Origin of the sequence: Paenibacillus sp. FSL H7-689, assembly GCF_000517905.1 — a bacterium.
GTDB lineage: Bacteria > Bacillota > Bacilli > Paenibacillales > Paenibacillaceae > Paenibacillus > Paenibacillus amylolyticus.
The window spans coordinates 561,563-583,211 of sequence record NZ_ASPU01000015.1 but is presented as its reverse complement, the minus strand read 5'-3'; the positions used below and the strand labels follow the sequence as shown (position 1 = coordinate 583,211).

The following is a 21,649-nucleotide window of genomic DNA, read 5'->3' as shown; positions in this document are numbered from 1 at the left end:
CCGGTCTTTTTGAATACGAGCTTATATTATATCAGTCAGATGAACAGAAAGAGGTTGGGGAAATGCAACTTAGAAGAGTAAGGATCGTAGGGACAGGGAAGTACCTGCCTGAACAGGAAGTCACCGATGAGGAACTGGATCGCCGCTTGGACGTGCCTGCGGGCTGGGTTAGCAAAGCTACAGGCGTAGGTGTACGTCATTATGCTTCGGGTGAAGAAACCTCCTCTTTCATGGGCGCACGGGCTGCGGAAGCTGCACTGGCGGATGCAGGATTACAATTTAGTGATATCGACTGTCTGGTGTGTACCAGTGGCACGAAGGAACAACCGTTGCCAAGTACGGCGGTATTTATCCAGCAGGCCATGGGGCAGCAAGATTCGGGCGTACCTGCTTTTGATATGGATGCAACCTGCCTAAGTTTCCTGAACGGACTGGATGTGATTTCCTATATGGTAGATGCTGGACGTTACCAGCGAGTACTGCTCGTAGCCACTGAGATTGCCTCAGCCGGACTGAATTGGTCGGATAAAGAAAGTGCGGCCCTGTTCGGAGATGGAGCGGCCGCTGTTATTATTGAGCGTTCGCCTGAAGGGTCATCCTCTCAGATTGTACATGCTTCCCTTCAAACCTACAGCCGAGGTGCTCGCTTCTCGGAGATTGCAGGTGGAGGTACACGGCTGCATGCTTCGAATTATAAGGCGGATCAGCCTGAACCCTACCTTTTTCATATGGATGGACAGGCGATCTTCCGCATGGCATCCAGACTTTTGCCTGGCTTCATTGGTGATATGCTGCAGGCGACCGGGAATCGAATGGAGGATTTCCAATTGGTCATTCCCCATCAGGGAAGTGCCATGGCGATGAGACTGATTCGCAAGAAGCTTGGCATTGCTGAAGATCGGTTTATGGACATCACACGAAATCACGGCAATACGATTGCGGCATCGATCCCGATGGGTCTGCATGAAGCGATTAGACAACAGCGTATTCAGCGTGGTGATCGGGTGTTGATGATTGGCACGGCTGCCGGATTATCATTGGGAGGACTCATTTTTGACTACTAGATCTGGGGAAACCAGACATCGTACAGTTGCTTCTCTCCGTGTGCTGCTTACAGGAGGAAGGGCTCCCGTAACGCTGGATCTGGCACGCATGCTTCATCGGGCAGGCCATCGGGTCTATGTCGCGGAGAGTGCCGTACGGCATCTGACCAGATTATCTCGTGCAGTGGAACAGTGCGCTGTGGTCCCGTCGCCACGTCATGACACACGTGCGTATCTGGCAGAGCTGGAACGGTTGGCACAGGATTGGCAGATCGACCTGTTGATTCCGATGTGTGAAGAAGTCTTCTATGTTGCCCAAGGGGCAGACAGATTGCGTGAATATTGCCGTGTTCTGGTTACAACTCTGGAGCAGCTGCATGAGTTGCACCATAAATATGAATTTATCCAGCTTGCAAGGTCACTCGGTCTTTCGGTTCCGGATACACGTCTGATCCACAGTCGGCAGGAATGGATGGAAGCCCAGTCTGTTATAGAAAAAGTAGGAGATTGGGTGTGGAAACCGGTGTATTCCCGCTTTGCAGCCAAAGTTCGCATGCCAACACTCATGACCGATGACGCTGGGGCAGGGACGGATCAGGAAGGAAACTTAAGCGAAAAGAAACGTCGACATTTCCGTAACGACCCTCCAGAAGAAGGGCAGTTATCCGTTGCTGCACCTTGGGTTGCACAGGCCTACATTCCTGGTCAGATGTTATGTACATACAGCATAGCGCATGAAGGGCAACTGGTTGCACATGCCACTTACGACAGTCGCTATCGTACAGGAAGCGTGGGAGCCAGTGTTTTTTTTGAACAGGTGGAACATGAGGGTGCCCTTGCGTGGGTGAGACAATTTGTTGATGCAACGGGTTTTAGTGGACAGATTGGGTTTGATTTTATAGAAGGTCCGGATGGGCAAGTATACGCGATTGAGTGTAATCCGAGGGCAACAAGTGGGATTCATCTGTTTCACCCCGGAGATGACTTGGTGCGTGCACTAACTGAACCGGAGACGTTGGTAAAAGAAAGAAAAATGATCACTCCCGCACGTGGCACCAAAGCCATGCTCATGCTTCCCATGCTGGGAAGCGGGTTGCAGCAGATCTTAGGCAAAGGGAAGCTCCGTGCATGGATAGCTGCGTGGCGTGGAGCTAGGGATGTGGTCTATGTAGGGCAGGATATCCAGCCTGTATTTGAACAATTCGGAGTGGTGCTAGCCGCATGGCGTCTGGCAAGATCGCAGAAGTGCTCGCTGACTGAAGCTTTGACTCATGACATAGAATGGAACGGTGAACAACAATGAATAGAGCATTGGTTACAGGAGCTACGGGATGTCTGGGCAGGCATCTCGCGATACGACTTGCCAAAGAGGGATGGGAAGTCACTGGCATGGGCCGACAGCCAAAGATTGGTGCAGAACTTGAGTTGGCAGGAATCCGATTCCTGAATGGAGATATACGGGATGAGGCTGCAGTGAACAAAGCGTGTACGGGACAGGATGTGGTGTTTCACTGTGCAGCTCTATCCTCGCCATGGGGCCGATATCGTGACTTTTATAGCAGCAATGTGGAAGGGACGCAGAATCTTGTAGATGTATGCCTGCATAATGAGGTACAGCGATTCATACATGTCTCAACTCCGAGTATATATTTTAATTACAATCTGCGATATAACGTACATGAGAATGATCCGTTGCCATCCAAACCAGCCAATCATTATGCAGCCACGAAGCTTCTCGCTGAGCAAGTTGTAATGGAGGGGCATGCGAAGGGACTTCCATCGATCATGATTCGACCGCGAGCCATTTTTGGTCCGTATGATCAGACGTTATTTCCCAGAATTGTCGCAGCAAACGCAAAATCAGGCGTGCCCATGATCGGTGGTGGACAGGCGTTAATCGATCTGACCTGTGTGGATAATGTGGTGGATGCCTTGTTGTTATGCCGTGATGTTGATGCCGCAGCACTCGGCAGAGCTTACAATATCTCCAATGGCGATCCGAGAGCGTTCAGTGAGTTGGTGAGCAGCCTGTTTGCCATGCTGGATATGCCCTTGCGTCGTCGAAACATTCCTTATCGGATGGCATATGGTGTGGCAGCGTTGCTGGAGCGAGTTCATGGCTATATTCCTGCGTTGGGTGAACCTGCATTAACACGGTATACAGTCGGCTCCTTATCTATTCCACAGACATTGGATATTACGGATGCACGGGAGCAATTGGGCTACATCCCTCGGGTGTCCATTGAAGAGGGATTGCAACAATTTGCAGACTGGTGGAGGGCTGAATCATGCTGACAACAACTCCGGTGAAACTATATTTGGGTGCGGCGGGTTACTGTACACATCCAGAGTTTCTGACGCTGCGTGGTGGTCGATTGAGTCCAGTACATTTCCCGGCAGGATTTGCCTGCATCATTCATCCCGTACATGGACCGATCCTCTTGGATACGGGATATAGTTCCCGCTTTTTTGAGGGAACGGCTCATTTGCCTAATGCAATGTATCGTCATATTACACCAGTGGTCTATCGTGAAGAGGATAGTGCCGTTCATTTTTTGGCTCGAATTGGACTGAAAGCATCGGATATTCGGTATATCATCCTCTCTCATTTTCACGGCGATCATATTGCGGGTGTACGAGATTTCCCAGAGGCACAATTCATTTATCTGCCAAGGGCCTATGATGCTGTGCGCTCACTTGGTCCGATTGCGGCTGTAAAAGCAGGTTTTCTTGCGGGGCTGTTGCCCGAGGATTTTATAGTCAGATCATTGCCAGTTACGTGTGAGCCTGAGCGATGGATAAGAGCGGGGGAAGCTTTCCCTTTTGATGAGGTCTACGACATCTTTGGTGATGGCAGTCTGCTTGGGGTGGATGTATCCGGTCATGCGGAAGGCATGATGGGACTCCTGTTGCGTACAGAAGAACATGACTATTTTCTCTGTGCGGACGCGGTATGGTCGAGTCGGGCTTTTCGTGAACAGCGCAGACCGAATATTCTTGCTGGAATCATTATGTCGAATCGACAGGAATACCATCGTAACTTTGACAAGCTGGTTCAGCTGCATCAGCAATTTCCCCACATTCGGATTGTGCCGAGTCATTGTCGAGATGTACTGGACGCTTGGGGTACAGGAGGGCCGAAACGATGAGTAATACCTTTCGTATTGTGGTTCATTATGCACTCGCACGTGGGCTGCGAACATGGAAAACACGAGAACAACTTGAGCGCTGGCAAGAGCGCCGGATTATTCGGCATGTTCATCAGATCCGTGCCCGATCTCCATTTTACCGGAAGTGGTGGGGTAGCTTGGACGCAACCGACTGGAGAAGCTTTCCGTTGATTGACAAATCAACCATGATGGAACATTTTGATACACTGAACACGGTGGGTATTACCAAGGACAAAGCTCTGACTCTTGCAGGTGAAAGTGAAGAAACACGTGATTTCAAACCTTCCATTCTAGGTGTGACGGTTGGACTGTCTTCGGGCACGTCAGGGAACCGGGGGATATTTCTGGTGAGTGATCGGGAGCAGGATGCGTGGACGGGTACGGTGTTGGCCAAGTTGCTGCCTGGTGAACTGTGGAAACCTGCGAAGATTGCGTTTTTCCTGCGGGCCAATAGTAATTTGTATGAATCCGTGCAACGTGGCAAATTGCAGTTTCAGTACTTTGATCTGCTGGAGCGTGTGGAGACCTTGGTCAATCGGCTGGAAACCTACCAACCTACCGTATGGGTAGCTCCTCCTTCTATGCTGCGTCTGTTGGCGGACGCCTATGTGGCAGGCCATCTGACTGCTGTACCGGATAAAATCATCTCTGTTGCCGAGGTGCTGGACCCCCTGGATCGCAAGGTGTTGGAGCAGGTCTTCGGACAGACCGTTCATCAAGTCTATCAGTGTACAGAAGGGTTCCTGGGTGCGACCTGTCGTTACGGCACACTGCATTTGAACGAAGACATTGTGCATATTGAAAAAGAGTTCATTGATCCCGCCACCCGGCGGTTCGTGCCCATTATCACAGACTTCTCCAGAACATCACAGCCGATTATCCGATATCGGCTGAATGATATTCTGACCGAGGCGGCGCTGCCATGTGCCTGTGGTTCCCCGTTTACCGCCATTGAGCGGATTGAAGGCCGCTGTGATGACACGCTTTATTTTTCAAACATGCATACGGGTGAGGCGGTACCGGTCTTTCCGGATTTCGTTACCCGTTCGGTCATTGCGGCTTCGCCGGATATTGAACATTATCGTGTGGTGCAGCAAGGAGACGGAACAATGGAAGTATCCCTTCGGCTTGGCGGGAGCGCAGTGCTGGAGCAGGTCGAGACGGATGTACGGAGTGAGCTGATGAAGCTGGGAGAGCGTCTGGAATGCACCTTACCTGAGATCAGATTTGTTCCGTATACGTTCGAACCGGGAATCACGAAGCTGCGCAGGGTGGAGAGAAAAGATAACGGAGTGGCGGATTAAGCAGCAGGGGCCGTGCGGTATAGGTAGAAACGGAAGTAAGTAATTTACCGAGGAAAGAAGGACACACCGTGACAGCAGAGGAACACTTAACAAAGGACGGGCAGGGACGAATTAACATGGGTCTTGGTGCAGTAAAGAAGACAAAGGAGAGAGCGAACGCTCCGGTGGCCTTAATTACGGGTACCTCCAGTGGTTTTGGTATGCTTACGGCAATCACCCTTGCCAAGCAGGGATATCTTGTTGTTGCTACAATGCGTGATCTGAGTCGAAGAGAAGAATTGGTGAGGTTGGCTGAACAGGCAGGGATATCCGAACGTTTGCAATATGTGCAACTGGACGTAACCGATGCTGAATCGGTGCAGAAAGCTGTGGGGAACGTACTTCACAACAATGGCCGAATCGACATGCTGGTGAACAATGCGGGATTTGCGGTGGGCGGGTTCATTGAGGAAGTATCGATGGAGGATTGGCGGCGCCAGATGGAAACGAATCTATTTGGATTAATCGCTGTGACACGTGCGGTCCTGCCTGTGATGCGTGAACAGAAGCAGGGGTTAATTGTTAATTTGTCCAGTGTCAGTGGTTTGTCCGGTTTTCCAGGGTATGCGCCTTATGCTGCCTCCAAATTTGCTGTGGAAGGATTCACGGAAAGTCTGCGGCATGAGATGTCTTCGTTCGGTGTTCGGGTGGTATTGGTTGAGCCTGGCTCTTATCGCACGCCGATCTGGAATAAAGGTTTGGGTGAGATTCACCGGAGCGAGAACTCCCCATATAAGCATAAGCTGGATGCGGTTCTTCGTTATTCCAAACATGCGAGCGAGACGGCACCTGATCCACAGGAAGTGGCAGATCTGATTGGCCGAATTGCGCAGATGCGTGCACCAAGACTTCGATATGCGCTCGGAAAAGGTTCGCGTGTGCTCATCATAGGTAAAGCACTGCTACCGTGGAAGTGGCTGGAGCGGATTATCGCCCGTGGTTTAAAATAGAGATTAGGCAGGAGCCAAAATTGTACAGTTTGCGAATGGGAGGGGTTAGCCATATTCGAATTCATCGTCATTATTTTACTTCTTGCGATTGTGGGTCTGCTCTTTCATATCAATAGCAAGCTGCCAGCGCGTGACCGGGTGAAGGAAGCAATGGAACGTGATCGGAATCAGAAACATAATCAGGATGCTCCAAATTAAAAAGCGGAGGTTACCAATGAAAATTGCATTCGTTTTGTTTGATGGACTGACTTTCCTTGATTTTGCAGGGTTTTATGATGTGATCAATCGGTTGAATTTCTTTGAACCTACCAAAGGAACGACGTGGGAAACCTGTGCAATGACAGATCAGGTCACGGATGAGTCTGGTCTAACGTTGAAAGTGGATCGAGTGAAGCCTGACCTGTCGGAATATGATCTCGTGTTTATCCCTGGAGGTATGGGAACGCGTAAGCTTCGATATGACGAGGCCTTCGTAGGTTGGCTGAAACAGGCTGAGTCTGTGCCTTTGAAGGTTTCCGTGTGCACAGGCTCTCTGCTGCTGGGTGCGGCTGGTTTTTTATCCGGCAAAAAAGCAACAACACATCCCCGTGCATATAATTTGCTTGAGCCGTATGTCACCGAGGTGATTCAGAAGCGGATTGTAAAAGATGGAAATGTAATTACGGCTGGTGGAGTAGCCACGTCCATTGACCTTGGGATTTATGTTGTTGGGTTACTTGCAGGACAGGAAGCGGCAGCGAGTGTAAAACTTCAGATCGATTATCCTTATGAGATGCAGGGAGTGGTCGAAGAATGAACGAAGATCGAAAGCAAGAGACATATATCATTCGCAATATTCAGCGGGATGAAGCAGACATTTACTGGCCTTTGCGACTGGAAGCACTGAAAACACATCCTGAAGCCTTTGGGGCTTCGTTCGAGTTGTCCATTCAACTCCCCATGAGTGAAGTGCAGGAGCGCATACATAATGAACCGGATGATTATATTCTGGGCGCATATACAGAAGAAGGAACTTTGGCGGGAATGATGGGTTTCAAAAGGGAACACGGCCTGAAACTCAGGCACAAAGGTATGATCTGGGGCGTCTATGTTGCTCCGCCATATCGGGGAAGTGGGCTGGCTTCGCGCTTGCTCCGCGAGGTGCTGGATCGGGGAAGACATCTGGAAGGTATCAAGCAGATTAATCTGAGTGTAGTGACAACAAATGAATCAGCCCGACGTTTATATGAGCGATATGGATTTGAAGTCTACGGCATCGAGCGTAACGCATTGGAAGTCAACGGTCAGGGATATGATGAGGCGCATATGAATTACTTTTATACGGAGCATTCAACATTGAATGAAGATACCAGCACAGGAGGAGTCCGATGACAGATCAAGTTGAACTCGAGATCGATGGTATTTCCTTTGTTTTAAAAGAGTCTCATTCTTTCGATTGGTTACAGCCATTGGGTACGGTCTTTCGCGTATTCGATCAGCAGGATTCGGGGAATATCTCCTTCGGTATTGTGCAAAAGGATGGAAAGAGATTGTTCGTAAAGTATGCGGGAGCACATACAATTCATGCGAATCATACGGGAAGTCCCCCGGAAGCCATTCTTAATCTGAAATCATCTGTTTCCGTTTACGAAGATTTGGCGCATGACACGTTGATTCGACTAACGGATCATTTTGCAACGGATGAGGGGTATGCCTGTGTATTCGATTGGGTGGATGGGGAGTGTTTGCATTCCCACTGGTATTTTCCGCCTCCGGCCAAATATGAAGATCCGCGTTCGCCCTACTATCGGTTCAGACAGCTTCCTGTTGAGACACGCATTCAGGCAATGGAGCAGATTCTGAATTTTCATATCGAGGTGGAACGAAGAGGTTATGTGGCTGTTGATTTGTATGATGGCAGTCTGATCTATGATTTTGACAGAAACTTTATGAAAATTTGTGATATCGACTTGTATCGGAAGGGCTCTTTTACCAATACCATGGGGCGCATGTGGGGATCTTCCCGCTTTATGTCCCCTGAGGAATTTGAGTTGGGTGCACCCATAGATGCGGTTACCAATGTATTCAACATGGGGGCAATGGCGTTTGGGTTGCTTGGTGGGGAGAAAGATCGTTCCTATGACAGATGGGATGCCGGAGAAGCATTGTATCAGGTTGTGATACGTGCAGTGAGCGATGATCGGTCCGAGCGGTACGCATCGATTGCGGAACTTGGTGAGGCCTGGAAACAAGCTGCGATTAAAGGTCAATGAGTGAGTGGTGGAATTTTCGCAAATATGCAAAATCCATTCGTAAGTGTGTGTGAAATCCCGTATAATGGAAATTATTAAGGGGGTGCAGATGATGTGCAGATATGCCTTGTCAGGACCATATAAAGACATCTATGCATGTTTCATTTGTCGCAAATCATTTAAACAAGTTTCTAGACATGACCTGAGCCCTGAGGTGGTGGCACAACTTGAATATAAATGCCCGCAATGTGCCACTTCTATGGTCAGCATGGGACAGGATTTCCAGGCGCCCAAGCAAAATGATACCAAACAATGGACCAAAGTAATGATGCTGTACCGTCATGGTTATACCTATCATAATTGCGGGTGCGGGGCTGGATATCGCCCAGCTGATTTACGTGAATTATCCGATTTTCTGGAGCAGCAGGAAGCTGGTAAAGGCAGTGTAGGCAAACGATTATTGCAAAGGTTAACTTCATAGTTATGGTTCCAAAATCCAACCTGTCGTCTATGGAAATGTTGAAAATACAGGTGAGCACGTTGTATACAATCAATGAGCAGCAGCGTCTATTAAGCATTAACGAGCCGGGTGGTGGGCAGGCTCCAGCCATTTTTATTGGCATGACTTCTGCCGGTTCACTGATCTATTATCATGAGCAGTTACCGCCGGATCTAATGAATGAGTTGGGTAAGGATTTCGAGCTTCCGTTGGATATTCCAAAACTGATTCGCAAGGTGGAAACCTTTGAGCCAGTTAACCGTGTGTGGATGGGACCTGCCTATGCTTTTCCTGAGTTATCTCACGAGTGGAATCAGAAGGTTCAGTTGATTGGTGAGGAGCAGCGTTATTTGCTGGCAGAGCATTTCCCTGAATTAACAGACTACTTGTATGAAAAAAGCCCTGTTGCCGCTTATGTTATTGGGGATTCTGCTGTGGCAGTGTGTTGCTCCGCAAGGTTTTCCGATCATGGGGCGGAAGCGAGTCTGTATACGGCACCCGGTTATAGAGGACATGGATATGCAGCGGAGACAGTAAAGTGCTGGCAGTATTATGTCAAGGAGCGTGGACGCATGCCAATCTACAGTACATCTTGGGATAATCTTGCTTCACAGCAAGTTGCCCGTAAACTCGGATTAATTCAGTTCGGTGTGGATTTCAGTATCACAACTGTGGATTTGAGGAAGGACTGTGATGTCTGATGATTCGCACTTTCGTACAAAAGGATCTGCAGTATGTCATTGAAGCACATATCCGAATCTATCGAAACGAGTATAATTATGATCATAGCTTTGCTGAATTTATCACCAACGCGGTGAATTCGTTTGGACTTAAAGGCAATCACGCGAGGGAGATGTTATGGATTGTTGAGTTAGATCAGACAGCTTCTGGCTCCATAGGACTTACTCAGGTGAATGAAAATACGGCTCAACTTCGCTGGTTTTTGATCGAACCGGAAGCACGTGGTGCAGGATGGGGCGGGGAGCTTATCAAACAGGCAATTCTTTTTGCAAAAGAAAAGGACTACACATCCGTGATCCTGTGGACCAATGAGTCTTTGATCGGCGCGCGTAGATTATATCAATCTGTGGGCTTTGAAGTGAAGGAAGTTCGCAAGCAGATGTTGTCAGGTCAGGAGCTTACCGAAGAACAATGGGAACTTGTTCTATAACTCTCGTTGTTGAAAGGAGTGGTACAGTGAATCGGAGAAGACTGATTCTGGGTTTGTTATCCGTATGCACAGCATTGACGGTAGCAGCATGTTCGATTCGGACAGAAGACCAAGCATTAACAGCATCGATTGAAAGCAACCTGCAGCAGATGGTTAGCGACCCTGTCCTCCTGACCAGCAGCAATCCGAATGATTATATTGCTGGTAACCGGGAGGCTTACGACGACATCTTGAATACGGGGGAGGCAGGACTGCCTTTCCTGCTACAGCAGCTCGAATCCAGTCCGGATAATGGTCTCAAGGAATGGATCATGGCTCAGGCAAGTACTGAACTGCTTGGAGAGCTTAACCCTGTAAAGGCGTGGCATAGTGGCAAGGACTGGCTCAGACAGTATAAAATGAGCGTAGAATAATGGCTTATCTTCTCTATAGTACCTGACTTAGCGGAAGTAATGGAGGGGGCGGAATCGATTCTGAAGAAGCGATAGCGTTCGCCTTTGTCTCCGATCAGAAGAACGATCCGTAACCGGAATGGTTCCCGCAAGCCGTCAAGCACTGTAGTGTGTGATGAGCCGGAAGTACAAACCTCACCTCCAGTCAGCATGAGCAGCATTGAGAGGTTCTTGGAACCCGAAGAATACATTATAGAGGTGAAATCCTTGACTAAAAAAATTGCTTTTTTTGATTCAGGCATCGGTGGTTTAACCGTTTTGCATAAGGCATTACAACAGTTTCCGGAAGAAAAATTTCTGTATTACGCAGATACCTTGCATGTCCCCTATGGAACGAAGTCTGCGGATGAGGTTAGAGGACATATTTTTGATTGTGTGGAAGCCATCGTTCAGGAGGATGTTCAAGCCATCGTGATTGCTTGTAATACAGCAACAAGTCTGGCTGTGAAGGATCTGCGCGCCAAGTATGATATCCCGATCATTGGCATGGAGCCTGCAGTGAAACCAGCCGTGGAGATGAATCGCAACAGTGGGAAGAGGGTGCTTGTATTTGCTACGGCCCTCACCTTGAGCCAAACCAAGTATAACGAACTGGTATCACGTGTTGATGATCACCACAGTGTGGATTCCATTGCGTTGCCGGAACTTGTGGAGTGGTGTGAACAGCTGGATTTTGATCCGGGCAAAATCGCTGATTATTTCCGGTTCAAGCTGGCAGATGTTGATGTTCATGGGTATGGCACAGTGGTGCTTGGTTGCACGCATTATCCATTCTATACGTCCATTCTGCGCACGGTTCTGCCCGATCATATACAGATCATTGATGGCAGTAAAGGCACAGTGAACCATCTGAAGCAGCGGCTTGGACTGGTGGCTCAACATGGAGACAGAACAGGGGAACAGGTCACTTTCCTCAGTTCATCAGGCCGACCGGAAGAGCAGGAGAAGATGTACAGTGCACTTCAATATCTTGAGATGAACTCCAAGTAAGTTACACCATAGGAGGTGATAGCTATGCAGTCCATTTATCTTATCCGTCACGCCAAGGCCACAGGGCAGGAACCCCATGCAGAGCTTACTGATGAAGGGATCAGGCAGGCTGAAAAACTTGCAGATATCTTGGCTCATCATTCCATAACGTATATTGTCTCCAGTCCATGGAAAAGGGCCGTTCAGACGGCTATGCCACTGGGCATAGCAACGATGCAACATATACATACGGATGAACGTCTTCAGGAGAGGGTACTTAGCTCTCTTGATCTGCCTAACTGGATGGATGTACTGAAACGTACATACGATGATGTGGATTGGATGGAAGAAGGCGGGGAATCTTCGAGAAACGCGGCTGCAAGGGGGCTGGCACTACTGGAAGAGTTGTGGAGCAGACCGGAACAGCACGCGGCCGTGGTTACACATGGAAACTTGTTATCACTGCTTATTCGTGAGTATGAACCATCCTTTGGTTATGAAGAGTGGACCAAACTGTCTAACCCGGATGTGTATGTGCTGGAGAGACAACGACCGGATGCAGGGCTGTCCACCATTCGAAGAATCTGGACAGATTAAACAGCAAAAGAGTGCTCCAGCGATATTATATCAGCCAGAACACTCTTTTCGTTTATCCACGGGGCATATTACAATGCAGCAATCATGATCATAACCCATCCAGCCAAAAATGCGACTCCGCCAAGTGGGGTAACGGCTCCCAATTTGCGAACACCCGTCACACTTAAAACGTACAGGCTGCCAGAGAACAGGATAATCCCGGCGAACATCAGCCATCCGGCAAGCATGACGAGTGAAGAGGATTCAAGACGGTCTGCCAGCAGTCCGATCAGGATGATGCCAAGTCCGTGGATGAGGTGATATTGAACACCGGTTTCATAGATTTTGATCATGTCAGCGGATAATTTGCGCTTGAGCGCGTGTGCGCCAAAAGCACCCAATGCAACAGCCAGGAACATCATAATACTGCCGAGTATAATCAGGGTTTGCAATGTGTTTTTCTCTCCTTTTAAGGGTAATTAGATATAACATCAAAGTTTACTGCACGAGTGTTGTCTACAGTTTGCGCAATTGAATCTGCCCAATGGAGTGATCGGCTTCCTTTTTCAGAATCAGTCTGGCACGTCCTTTGGTTGGCAAAATGTTTTCATGCAGGTTTTTGGCATTGATATCTTGCCAGATCTGGTTGGCCGTACGCACGGTTTCTTCTTCATCGATATTGGCGAATCGTTGATGGAAAAAGGAATCTGTGTTCTGGAACGCTGTATTGCGGAGTAGCTTGAAACGCTCAACGTACCAGTGCCTTATATGTTCTTCTTCCGCATCAATGTAGATGGAAAAATCGAAGAAATCACTAACCAGCAAAGGCGTTTCCTTTTTGATCTGAAGTACATTGATACCTTCAATAATGAGAATATCCGGTTGACAGATCTGCTTCTCTTCTCCTTGAATGACATCGTAGGCGAGGTGAGAGTAGACGGGTGCTTTCACTTCGGGTTTGCCAGATTTCACATCACCCATGAACTGAATCAGGGATTTGATATCATAACTTTCCGGGAATCCCTTGCGGTTCATGATGCCCTTCTCTTGTAGCACCGCATTGGGATATAAGAAACCGTCGGTTGTGACAAGGTCAACCTTCGGGCTATTCTTACCTCTGGCGAGCAGTGCCTGTAGCAAGCGGGCCGCTGTACTTTTGCCCACGGCAACACTACCCCCGATTCCAATGATGTAGGGGGTGGGGAGGGCTTCTTTTTTCATAAAGGAGGCCGTCAGTTGATTCAGCTCTCGTGAAACTCTTGCATATAGGTCAATAAAGTGGGTAAGAGGCAAATATATATCTTCGACTTCTTGAATCGATACCTCTTCATTCAATCCCTTTAACTGTTCTAATTCGGCTTCCGTCAGTGGAAGAGTGGTCTGATGTTCTTTAAGTTCAGCCCATTCCTTGCGGTTAAACTCGATGTAAGGAGAGTATAAATTCATGAGATCCCGCTTTCTGTATGTAATATAATTGTGGACACAACCTTTAGTGTATCAAATTTCAGGAAACTGACAACACCTTTACATTGTGCCTTTCATAATGCCTTTCGTCAAAATGGAGCGAAAAACAACTTACTAGGAAAGTTTAACCCAATTTATGTTAAAGTCAACGTATACCATGCGGAAGGGTGACAGTACATGATCGTATATGAGAGAGAGCATGATTTTGTTTTGACCGCACAGCATGAGCATGGATTAGTAGCCGGAGAGATGGCTTCCCACTGGAAAAATGAATTATTATCCGATGCTGCGCATCGGGATGAATTGATTCTAGCGGCCAAGGAACATGACCGTGGTTGGATTGAACTGGATTCATCTCCGTTCTGGAATGATTACAGTCAATCGCCGTATTCGTTTCGTGACTTTCCATTGCGTCCGCGTTTTGTATTCTACCATAAAGGGATTGAAGAAGTTCGTCAGAAAAACCTCTACGCCGGATTATTGTGTAGCTTGATGTACACGGAGCTATTTCAGAAAAATCTGGGGGCCAATGCTCAGGATGATGATGACATCCGAGATTATCTGCAACAAGAACACGAACGTCAGCTGGATTGGGAGAAACAGCTTGGTGGTGATGCTGAAGCACTGAAACAGAGGCTGCAAAGTGATGTGGAGATTATGCTTTTCTGTGATCAGCTCAGTCTGTTTCTCTGTATGGAGGAACCTGGAACACCTGCTGCGCGTTATGATTTTTTTGCAGAAGGACTCAGTTGTACATTTGATGCCTGTTCCAGACAACCGATTCAGGCAGAGTGGTTATCCAATGAAAAAGTAGGCCTGTCTTTTTTCCCGTTTGATGAGGACTTTACGATCGTTTTACCATATAAATCGGTACCAAAGGCAAGTATCCGCAAATTTGGTATGCAACAGGCTTATCGCCGGGCTGAATGGAAGGAACGCCGGGTGTTGATTACGGAATTGAACTGAGAACTGGAAACTCCAGGCTTGAGGAAATAGCAGCATAGAATATAACAAAACAGGCGGGCTTCTGATGTACAGGTGTACAGGGCGTCCGCCTTTCGTATGCATATATATCATCATAGACTATACTGTGAGACCGGTGAAAATACGAATGAATCAGAGTGGGAATAAAGAAGGAAAACACAGGTTATTCCCAGAAATGTTAGTGTACAGCAGAGAAGCGCATGTTAGCAGGAGGACGAATATGGATACTAGGATAGAAATATTAACGATGTGTATGGTATGGGACAAAATGAATGATCAGGTGTTGTTAATGAATCGGCCGGACCGCAAAGGATTTCCGGGATACATTGCTCCTGGGGGGAAGGTAGACTTTCCGGAGAGTATCGTGGATGGCGCCGTGCGGGAGGTTCTGGAGGAGACGGGGCTAATAGTTAATGAGATTACGTATAAAGGGCTTGATGAGTTCTGTGATCCCGAACAAGGATTGCGGTACATGGTATTTAACTATTTGGCGACTTCATTCGAGGGTCGGTTATTGCAAGATCCGCCCGAAGGCGAGCTGTTATGGGTGCCGATGAAGCGGGTTTTTGAGCTGCCTATGCAGGATTGGTTCGCTGAACGTTTCCCACGTTTTTTCCAAAAAGGCACTTTTGAGCGGAGTGTGATCTGGGAGAAGTCATCCGGACGTACGTTGCAAGAAACATTTATGGTGTATAGCGATTCCGTACTTGAACAGAGTGAGACCCAATAAGTTAAACCGTCAGAAGGAGTAAAAATCATGGGATACCAGCATGCCCTGCAAGGATACAGTGCGGCGACGCTTGATGGGGAATGGAAATTAATCCATGAGCATTTAAGCTTGGGTTAGGATAAAAAATAATGCCTCATAATGTATCATCCATATCTATATATTTATATCCAAATATTATGATATAATGAAGTTTACTATTTTTATAGGAGATGACTAGTCTGTGGGTAATAGTGTGTGATTAATAGATTTAGTAAACTAGTTTGTTGAAATGAAGAATGATATATTTGTGGATTTGCCATACATAGGCTTCTGCAAACAGAACGTAAATGAATATTGTACGATGAAAAGGTGGAGATTGGCATGAAATTGTCGTTCCGGATTTTGGACTGGGAAGAAGAGAGACCCTACGAACTTTTATTGATGGCTGATCCTTCAAAAGCAATTGTGGATGAATACCTGAGTCGGGGTGTTTGTTTTATTGCCGAGTATGAAGGAGAGATGGTTGGGGAGTTCGTATTGTTGAAGACTCGTCCAGAGACTGCGGAGATTGTTAATATTGCCGTACAGGAAGAACTGCAGGGACAAGGTGTAGGCAAACACATGATTAAGGAAGCGATGGAAGCTGCACGTAGATTGGGATGCCGAATTCTCGAGATTGGGACGGGCAACTCCAGCTTTCATCAATTGAAGTTATACCAACGTTGCGGTTTCCGCATTATCGGGGTTGATCGTGACTTCTTTGTGAGGCATTATGAGGAAGAGATTATAGAGGATGGTATCCGCTGTGTGGATATGATCCGTATGGCCATAGATCTGGATGCTGTTACAGAGGATGAAAACGAAAGGAAGAGTCCTTAAGTGAATCGGCATACACATATTGGGGTATATGGCTTGGTAGCTTGGGAGGGCCAATTCCTGTTGATTCATAAGGCTCGCGGAGCATATCAGGGGCAATGGGATTTACCAGGCGGAAGGCTGGAATTTGGCGAGCAGCCAGAGACTGCTCTTCATCGTGAGATTGAAGAGGAGACGGGCCTGACCCATCTACAAGTGATGATTCGTTCTGCGGAGTCTACGGTACTGGAATGGGTGTATCAAGGTGAGCCGGAAGAGTTGCACCATATCGGGATGTTGTATGATGTTGTTTTGACCGCAGCCAGTCAGCCGGATCATATCAAAAAAGAACCCGATGGTGAAGATTCGTTGGGCGCGGACTGGTTTACACTGGAGCAAGTTAGAGATCTTTCCCTAACGCCGTTTGCAGAGTATATGATTAGCAAAAGTACATCTTGATGTGCATCCTCAACTTTATTGTTAACTTAAATTTGATGAATCCAAAGAAGCTGCTCGGATAATTTATGTCTGGGCCAGCTTTTTGCTGTGGGTCTCCTGAAGAAAACCCCAATTATTTGTTGAATGTGACGTCAAATGGTTAATGTTTAACTTGACGGTTTGTTTTTGCACATAATGGACCACAATTCAATTAAGGAGGTAAAATGGGAGATCGTATGCCTATTTTGTTGTAATTAGGCGTTCGTTGTTCTACCCAAATTGATCGATTTATTCGATTCATCTAATTTATGCATCAATTGAACTAAAAATAGGAAATGCTCCTGAGCGTAAAAGTTTATAGAATAGATAGTAGAACATGGACTTCACTTGAAGAAGTGGAGAAAGTGTAACCTTCGAACGGATCAGGACAGTATTCGACATCTGTGCGACGGTATATACAATCATTGTTTTACTTTGATTTTGAAAACGCAGACAAACCTTGACGGGAGCGTCGGACTAACGTTACTACCACCAACAGCACGATTATTGGACTTCATGAAAAATTTCGCTTAAAATGTTGAACGAACGCAAATTACGGCTTAGTCAATGATTTCCGTCAAAAACTTATGACTAAATCAAGACGGAGGGAACGTCGATGACGATCGTGGAAGGCAACAAGAAGCCCTGGGAAAGTTACTATGGCCCCAATATGGGATACGTACAGGAACAATATGAATTATTCACTCAAGACCCTGGTTCGGTTACACCGGCTTATCGTGAACTATTTGAACAATGGGGTGCACCGCCGATGTCTGGTAGGGATGCACGCACAACCTTGAATTCCGGCAACGCCCAATCGGCTTCCGGAAGCGTAGACATTCAACTATTACAGAAAGCGGTTACAGCGGGTAAACTGGTATGGAACATCCGCACCTATGGTCATCTTGCTGCAGATATAGATCCGCTTGGAATCAGTGAAGATACAGACACATCTTTGCTGGAACCTCAGCATTTTGAATTAAACGAAGAAGATCTGAAAGCTTTGCCTGCTTCCCTGATCTGGGAAGGTGCAGATGGGCAGACAGCAACCGGATGGGATGCAATTCAACGTTTGCGTCAGATATACACTGGACCCATGGCCTACGAATTCAGTCATGTGCACGAAGTTCAAGAGCGTGAGTGGCTGAATCGTCGTGCGGAATCTCGGACATCACCGGCTCCACTTACGCCGAAAGAACGTAAGGCTTTGCTGGAACGTTTGGTTGAAGTCGAGCAATTTGAAGATTATCTTCACAAAACATTTGTTGGGCAGAAACGTTTCTCCATCGAAGGTAACGATGTGCTTGTGCCGATGCTGGATGAAGCAGTTTGCATCATGGCAGAAGCCGGATCAAGCCACATTCTGATGGGTATGGCCCACCGTGGACGGTTAAATGTACTGGCTCATGTTTTGGGCAAACCGTACAGCAAGATTTTCTCTGAATTTCATCATGCTCCGAACAAAGATTTGGTTCCATCGGAAGGTTCGACTGGGATCAACTACGGTTGGACGGGGGATGTCAAATATCATATGGGTGCCAACCGTTTTGTGAAAGACGGGGAAACTGTGCAGGCACGCCTTACTCTGGCGAATAACCCGAGCCATCTGGAATACGTTAATCCGGTTGTACAAGGGTTTGCTCGTGCGGCTCAGGATGACCGTCGTGACCCTGGATATCCGAAGCAAGACGTGACGAAGGCAGCTACCATTTTGATGCACGGTGATGCAGCATTCCCTGGAGAAGGGATCGTTGCAGAGACGCTTAACTTCAAAGCTCTGCCAGGATATCAGAATGGCGGAACCATCCATATTATCGTCAACAATCGTCTGGGTTTCACTACAGATAGCAGTGATTCCCGTTCAACGTACTACGCAAGTGACCTTGCTAAAGGGTACGAAATTCCGATTGTACACGTGAATGCGGACAATCCGGATGCTTGTATTGCAGCCATTCGTATGGCAGCCGAGTATCGCAATCGCTTCAAAAAGGATTTCCTGATCGACTTGATCGGTTATCGTCGCTACGGCCATAACGAAACCGATGATCCCGAAACAACTCAACCTATCGTTTATGACAAGGTGAAAAACCATCCAACGGTAAGCCACTTGTATCAGGATCAGTTGAAAGAGGAATCGATTATCGATGATGCATCCATTACGAGCATTCGCGATGGAGTAACGAACAAATTAAAAGAAGCTTATGACCAGATGAAGAAAAATGAAGTACATGAATATTATCAGCGGAAAATCAGTGAGCCGGAGGCTGTTACGATTACTCCGACTGCGGTACCGCTTGAGAATCTTCGCAGCATTAATGCCGATCTGCTGAAATGGCCTGAGAACTTCAATGTGTATCCGAAGTTACAGCGAATTTTGCAACGCCGGAGCACTTCCCTGAACGAAGGGGAAAAAGTGGATTGGAGCCTTGCGGAGACACTCGCATTTGCAACCATTCTGGCAGATGGCAAGCCAATTCGGATTAGTGGACAGGATGCCGAGCGTGCTACATTCGCTCATCGGAATCTGGTGTTGCATGATTCGGAAAATGGAGCAAAGTTCTGCCCATTACATCACTTGCCACAGGCAAGAGCATCCTTTGCAATCTATAACAGTCCGTTGTCTGAAGAATCCGTTGTTGGATTCGAATACGGATATAACGTATATTCACCCGATACACTGGTCATCTGGGAAGCTCAATTCGGTGACTTTGCCAACTGTGCACAGGTTATCTTTGATCAGTTTGTATCAGCGGGTCGTGCCAAATGGTCTCAGAAATCCAGTCTGGTCATGTTGCTTCCACATGCGAATGAGGGTCAGGGACCTGAGCATACAAGTGCTCGTCTTGAACGCTTCCTGCAGCTTTGTGCAGAAGACAACATGACGGTTGCCAACTTGTCGAGTGCTTCTCAGTACTTCCACTTGTTGCGTCGTCAAGCTTCCTTGACTGAAACGGAAGATGCTCGTCCACTTGTGATGATGTCACCGAAAAGTCTCATTCGGAATCCGCGTGTTGCTTCACCGGCAGTCGAATTCAGTGAAGGCAAGTTTGAGCTTGTGCTGGAGCAAGCCGGACTGGGTACACAGCCGGATCGCGTAGAGCGCATTATTTTGTGCAGTGGCAAGATTGCCATTGACTTGGAAGATGCTTTTGAAAAAGATAAAGCTGATTGGTCATGGCTTCACATCATTCGAGTGGAACAGCTATATCCGTTCCCGGCAGAAGAGATTAAACGCATACTCGCACGTTTCAGCAATGTAAAAGAACTGGTATGGGTACAGGAAGAAAACAAAAACATGGGTGCCTGGACATACATGGAGCCTCGTCTTCGTGAAGTTGCCCCTGAAGGCACAACCGTTAGATACGAAGGTCGCCCGGAACACGCAAGTCCTTCCAGCGGTTATCAGCTTGTGCATAGTATGGAACAGCAACAGATTATTACATCTGCGTTGAAACAAACGACGAAGAATAATATTCCACTGGGGAGGTAACAGCTGTGAGTGAAATTAAAGTACCTGCAATGGGTGAGTCAATAACTGAGGGAACTGTATCCAGATGGATGGTTAAAGAAGGGGATACCGTTAATCAGGGTGATGTACTTCTTGAACTGGAAACGGATAAAGTAAATATTGAGATCAGCGCAGAAGAAAGTGGCGTGCTGGAGAAGATCATTCGTCAGGAAGGAGAGACGGTCGAGATCGGTGAAACGATCGGTACACTCTCAGCTGGTTCTGGAGGAGGAAGCGGTGCACCCGCTTCCGAACCAGCAGCTGAAGAGAAAAAGGCCGTTACTCCTGCACCTGAAGCTCCAACACCACCATCGGCACCTGTTGCGGCAGCGCCAGAGTCATCTGATAGTGCCAAGACGGCTTCACCGTCTGCCCGTAAGCTTGCACGTGAACGTGGTATCGAACTGGATCAGGTCCAGAGCAAAGATCCGATTGGACGGGTATACCAGGATGATGTGAAGAGCCATAACAATCAGGCGCCTGCTCCTGCTGTTCCACCTGCGAGTAAAGCTCCAGCAGCTGGAAGTTCTACCTATACCAAACCAGTGGAGCGTCAGCGGATGTCTCGCCGTCGTGCAACCATTGCGAAACGTCTGGTAGAGGCTCAGCAGACAGCAGCCATGTTGACTACGTTTAATGAAGTTGATATGACTGCGATCATGGATGTACGTAAACGCCGTAAGGACAAGTTCAAAGAGAAACATGAGATTAACCTGGGCTTCATGTCCTTCTTCACCAAAGCGGTTGTGGGGGCTCTGAAAAAATTCCCTACAATTAACGCAGAGATTGATGGCGAAGATGTTGTACTCAAAAAGTATTATGATATCGGCATCGCCGTATCTGCGAAGGAAGGACTGGTTGTACCGGTTGTGCGTGATGCCGATCGTCTGGGCTTTGCCGAGATCGAGAAGAGCATTGCGGACCTGGCATCCAAAGCTCGTTCCAACACGCTGGCGTTATCTGATCTGCAAGGTGGAACGTTCACCATAACCAATGGTGGAACATTTGGTTCCTTGTTGTCTACGCCAATTCTGAATACACCTCAAGTGGGTATTCTGGGGATGCATAAGATTCAGCTTCGTCCAGTGGCGATTGATGCAGAGCGGATGGAGAACCGTCCAATGATGTACATCGCGTTGTCCTACGATCACCGGATTATCGACGGTAGTGAAGCGGTACGTTTCCTCGTGACCGTGAAAGAACTGCTTGAAGACCCGGAATCCCTGTTAATTGAAGGTTAATCCATAA

The 21,649-nt window shown here is 47.6% G+C and carries 23 protein-coding genes; 21 read left to right on the top strand and 2 right to left on the bottom strand.

Annotated elements, in window-relative coordinates; genetic code table 11:
* The first annotated feature begins 62 nt into the window (after positions 1-62).
* The 15 genes from C170_RS13530 to C170_RS13460 all read left to right on the top strand — a co-directional run bounded on the left by C170_RS13530 (position 63) and on the right by C170_RS13460 (position 12,425).
* Positions 63-1,064 carry a beta-ketoacyl-ACP synthase III gene (locus tag C170_RS13530; protein ID WP_036610251.1) on the top strand — a complete coding sequence of 334 codons (1,002 nt, stop codon included), beginning with the start codon at positions 63-65 and terminating at the stop codon, positions 1,062-1,064.
* Positions 1,054-2,346: a hypothetical protein gene (locus tag C170_RS13525; protein WP_051447157.1), complete on the top strand. Its 1,293-nt coding sequence runs from the start codon at positions 1,054-1,056 to the stop codon at positions 2,344-2,346. Before C170_RS13530 ends, C170_RS13525 begins: the two co-directional genes overlap by 11 nt.
* The gene (locus tag C170_RS13520) at positions 2,343-3,338 is read left to right on the top strand and encodes an NAD-dependent epimerase/dehydratase family protein (RefSeq protein ID WP_036610249.1); all 996 of its coding nucleotides are present in this window, start codon (positions 2,343-2,345) and stop codon (positions 3,336-3,338) included. Before C170_RS13525 ends, C170_RS13520 begins: the two co-directional genes overlap by 4 nt.
* Positions 3,332-4,192, top strand: coding sequence for an MBL fold metallo-hydrolase (locus C170_RS13515; protein WP_036610248.1), 861 nt, complete (start codon positions 3,332-3,334; stop codon positions 4,190-4,192). Before C170_RS13520 ends, C170_RS13515 begins: the two co-directional genes overlap by 7 nt.
* A complete protein-coding gene (locus tag C170_RS13510) occupies positions 4,189-5,517 on the top strand; it encodes a F390 synthetase-related protein (RefSeq protein WP_036610245.1) in 1,329 nt (442 codons plus the stop codon). The genes C170_RS13515 and C170_RS13510 overlap by 4 nt, the downstream gene beginning before the upstream one ends.
* Positions 5,518-5,585: 68 nt before the next feature.
* Positions 5,586-6,506, top strand: a complete 921-nt coding sequence (locus C170_RS13505; RefSeq protein WP_442789459.1) for an SDR family oxidoreductase — start codon at positions 5,586-5,588, stop codon at positions 6,504-6,506.
* A gap of 214 nt (positions 6,507-6,720) precedes the next feature.
* Entirely contained in the window at positions 6,721-7,302 is a 582-nt protein-coding gene (locus tag C170_RS13500) for a DJ-1/PfpI family protein (protein ID WP_036610242.1), read from the top strand.
* Positions 7,299-7,877 carry a GNAT family N-acetyltransferase gene (locus tag C170_RS13495; RefSeq protein ID WP_036610239.1) on the top strand — a complete coding sequence of 193 codons (579 nt, stop codon included), beginning with the start codon at positions 7,299-7,301 and terminating at the stop codon, positions 7,875-7,877. The genes C170_RS13500 and C170_RS13495 overlap by 4 nt, the downstream gene beginning before the upstream one ends.
* Positions 7,874-8,758, top strand: coding sequence for a serine/threonine-protein kinase (locus tag C170_RS13490; RefSeq protein ID WP_036610236.1), 885 nt, complete (start codon positions 7,874-7,876; stop codon positions 8,756-8,758). The genes C170_RS13495 and C170_RS13490 overlap by 4 nt, the downstream gene beginning before the upstream one ends.
* A gap of 88 nt (positions 8,759-8,846) precedes the next feature.
* Positions 8,847-9,218 carry a hypothetical protein gene (locus C170_RS13485; RefSeq protein WP_327196639.1) on the top strand — a complete coding sequence of 124 codons (372 nt, stop codon included), beginning with the start codon at positions 8,847-8,849 and terminating at the stop codon, positions 9,216-9,218.
* Between the two features lie 59 nt (positions 9,219-9,277).
* Positions 9,278-9,937, top strand: coding sequence for a GNAT family N-acetyltransferase (locus C170_RS13480; RefSeq protein WP_162158971.1), 660 nt, complete (start codon positions 9,278-9,280; stop codon positions 9,935-9,937).
* Positions 9,937-10,407, top strand: a complete 471-nt coding sequence (locus C170_RS13475; RefSeq protein WP_036610229.1) for a GNAT family N-acetyltransferase — start codon at positions 9,937-9,939, stop codon at positions 10,405-10,407. The genes C170_RS13480 and C170_RS13475 overlap by 1 nt, the downstream gene beginning before the upstream one ends.
* 26 nt (positions 10,408-10,433) lie before the next feature.
* Positions 10,434-10,820, top strand: coding sequence for a hypothetical protein (locus tag C170_RS13470; RefSeq protein ID WP_036610226.1), 387 nt, complete (start codon positions 10,434-10,436; stop codon positions 10,818-10,820).
* Between the two features lie 246 nt (positions 10,821-11,066).
* Positions 11,067-11,849 (top strand): glutamate racemase, encoded by a 783-nt coding sequence (gene murI, locus C170_RS13465; protein ID WP_051447195.1) that lies wholly within the window; start codon positions 11,067-11,069, stop codon positions 11,847-11,849.
* A gap of 24 nt (positions 11,850-11,873) precedes the next feature.
* Entirely contained in the window at positions 11,874-12,425 is a 552-nt protein-coding gene (locus tag C170_RS13460) for a histidine phosphatase family protein (RefSeq protein WP_036610223.1), read from the top strand.
* 68 nt (positions 12,426-12,493) lie between these two features.
* Here C170_RS13460 and C170_RS13455 read toward each other — a convergent pair whose 3' ends face one another.
* Both C170_RS13455 and coaA read right to left on the bottom strand, forming a co-directional pair.
* Complete coding sequence (locus C170_RS13455) at positions 12,494-12,856, bottom strand: DUF423 domain-containing protein (protein WP_036610220.1); 363 nt, start codon at positions 12,854-12,856, stop codon at positions 12,494-12,496.
* A gap of 64 nt (positions 12,857-12,920) precedes the next feature.
* Positions 12,921-13,850 carry a type I pantothenate kinase gene (coaA, locus tag C170_RS13450; protein ID WP_036610217.1) on the bottom strand — a complete coding sequence of 310 codons (930 nt, stop codon included), beginning with the start codon at positions 13,848-13,850 and terminating at the stop codon, positions 12,921-12,923.
* A 195-nt stretch (positions 13,851-14,045) separates the two neighbouring features.
* On the opposite strand from coaA, the gene C170_RS13445 reads away from it, so the two are divergent.
* The 6 genes from C170_RS13445 (at position 14,046) to odhB (ending at position 21,642) form a co-directional block, all read left to right on the top strand.
* Entirely contained in the window at positions 14,046-14,834 is a 789-nt protein-coding gene (locus tag C170_RS13445; RefSeq protein ID WP_036610214.1) for a DUF3891 family protein, read from the top strand.
* A gap of 238 nt (positions 14,835-15,072) precedes the next feature.
* Positions 15,073-15,582, top strand: a complete 510-nt coding sequence (locus tag C170_RS13440; RefSeq protein ID WP_036610210.1) for an 8-oxo-dGTP diphosphatase — start codon at positions 15,073-15,075, stop codon at positions 15,580-15,582.
* A gap of 360 nt (positions 15,583-15,942) precedes the next feature.
* Positions 15,943-16,440, top strand: a complete 498-nt coding sequence (locus C170_RS13435; protein WP_036610208.1) for a GNAT family N-acetyltransferase — start codon at positions 15,943-15,945, stop codon at positions 16,438-16,440.
* On the top strand, positions 16,441-16,875 hold the full coding sequence (locus C170_RS13430; protein WP_036610206.1) for an NUDIX domain-containing protein: 435 nt from the start codon (positions 16,441-16,443) through the stop codon (positions 16,873-16,875).
* A gap of 634 nt (positions 16,876-17,509) precedes the next feature.
* The gene (locus C170_RS13425) at positions 17,510-20,383 is read left to right on the top strand and encodes a 2-oxoglutarate dehydrogenase E1 component (RefSeq protein WP_036610204.1); all 2,874 of its coding nucleotides are present in this window, start codon (positions 17,510-17,512) and stop codon (positions 20,381-20,383) included.
* A gap of 5 nt (positions 20,384-20,388) precedes the next feature.
* Positions 20,389-21,642: a 2-oxoglutarate dehydrogenase complex dihydrolipoyllysine-residue succinyltransferase gene (gene odhB, locus C170_RS13420; protein WP_036610202.1), complete on the top strand. Its 1,254-nt coding sequence runs from the start codon at positions 20,389-20,391 to the stop codon at positions 21,640-21,642.
* The last annotated feature ends 7 nt before the right edge of the window (positions 21,643-21,649 follow it).

Excerpts from the sequence above, each read along its gene's own strand:
- C170_RS13530 (WP_036610251.1), top strand. The coding sequence starts at position 63 with ATGCAACTTAGAAGAGTAAGGATCGTAGGGACAGGGAAGTACCTGCCT.
- C170_RS13520 (WP_036610249.1), top strand. The coding sequence starts at position 2,343 with ATGAATAGAGCATTGGTTACAGGAGCTACGGGATGTCTGGGCAGGCAT.
- C170_RS13515 (WP_036610248.1), top strand. The coding sequence starts at position 3,332 with ATGCTGACAACAACTCCGGTGAAACTATATTTGGGTGCGGCGGGTTAC.
- C170_RS13510 (WP_036610245.1), top strand. The coding sequence starts at position 4,189 with ATGAGTAATACCTTTCGTATTGTGGTTCATTATGCACTCGCACGTGGG.
- C170_RS13500 (WP_036610242.1), top strand. The coding sequence starts at position 6,721 with ATGAAAATTGCATTCGTTTTGTTTGATGGACTGACTTTCCTTGATTTT.
- C170_RS13495 (WP_036610239.1), top strand. The coding sequence starts at position 7,299 with ATGAACGAAGATCGAAAGCAAGAGACATATATCATTCGCAATATTCAG.
- C170_RS13490 (WP_036610236.1), top strand. The coding sequence starts at position 7,874 with ATGACAGATCAAGTTGAACTCGAGATCGATGGTATTTCCTTTGTTTTA.
- C170_RS13485 (WP_327196639.1), top strand. The coding sequence starts at position 8,847 with ATGATGTGCAGATATGCCTTGTCAGGACCATATAAAGACATCTATGCA.
- C170_RS13475 (WP_036610229.1), top strand. The coding sequence starts at position 9,937 with ATGATTCGCACTTTCGTACAAAAGGATCTGCAGTATGTCATTGAAGCA.
- C170_RS13460 (WP_036610223.1), top strand. The coding sequence starts at position 11,874 with ATGCAGTCCATTTATCTTATCCGTCACGCCAAGGCCACAGGGCAGGAA.
- coaA (WP_036610217.1), bottom strand. The coding sequence starts at position 13,850 with ATGAATTTATACTCTCCTTACATCGAGTTTAACCGCAAGGAATGGGCT.
- C170_RS13445 (WP_036610214.1), top strand. The coding sequence starts at position 14,046 with ATGATCGTATATGAGAGAGAGCATGATTTTGTTTTGACCGCACAGCAT.
- C170_RS13440 (WP_036610210.1), top strand. The coding sequence starts at position 15,073 with ATGGATACTAGGATAGAAATATTAACGATGTGTATGGTATGGGACAAA.
- C170_RS13435 (WP_036610208.1), top strand. The coding sequence starts at position 15,943 with ATGAAATTGTCGTTCCGGATTTTGGACTGGGAAGAAGAGAGACCCTAC.
- C170_RS13425 (WP_036610204.1), top strand. The coding sequence starts at position 17,510 with ATGACGATCGTGGAAGGCAACAAGAAGCCCTGGGAAAGTTACTATGGC.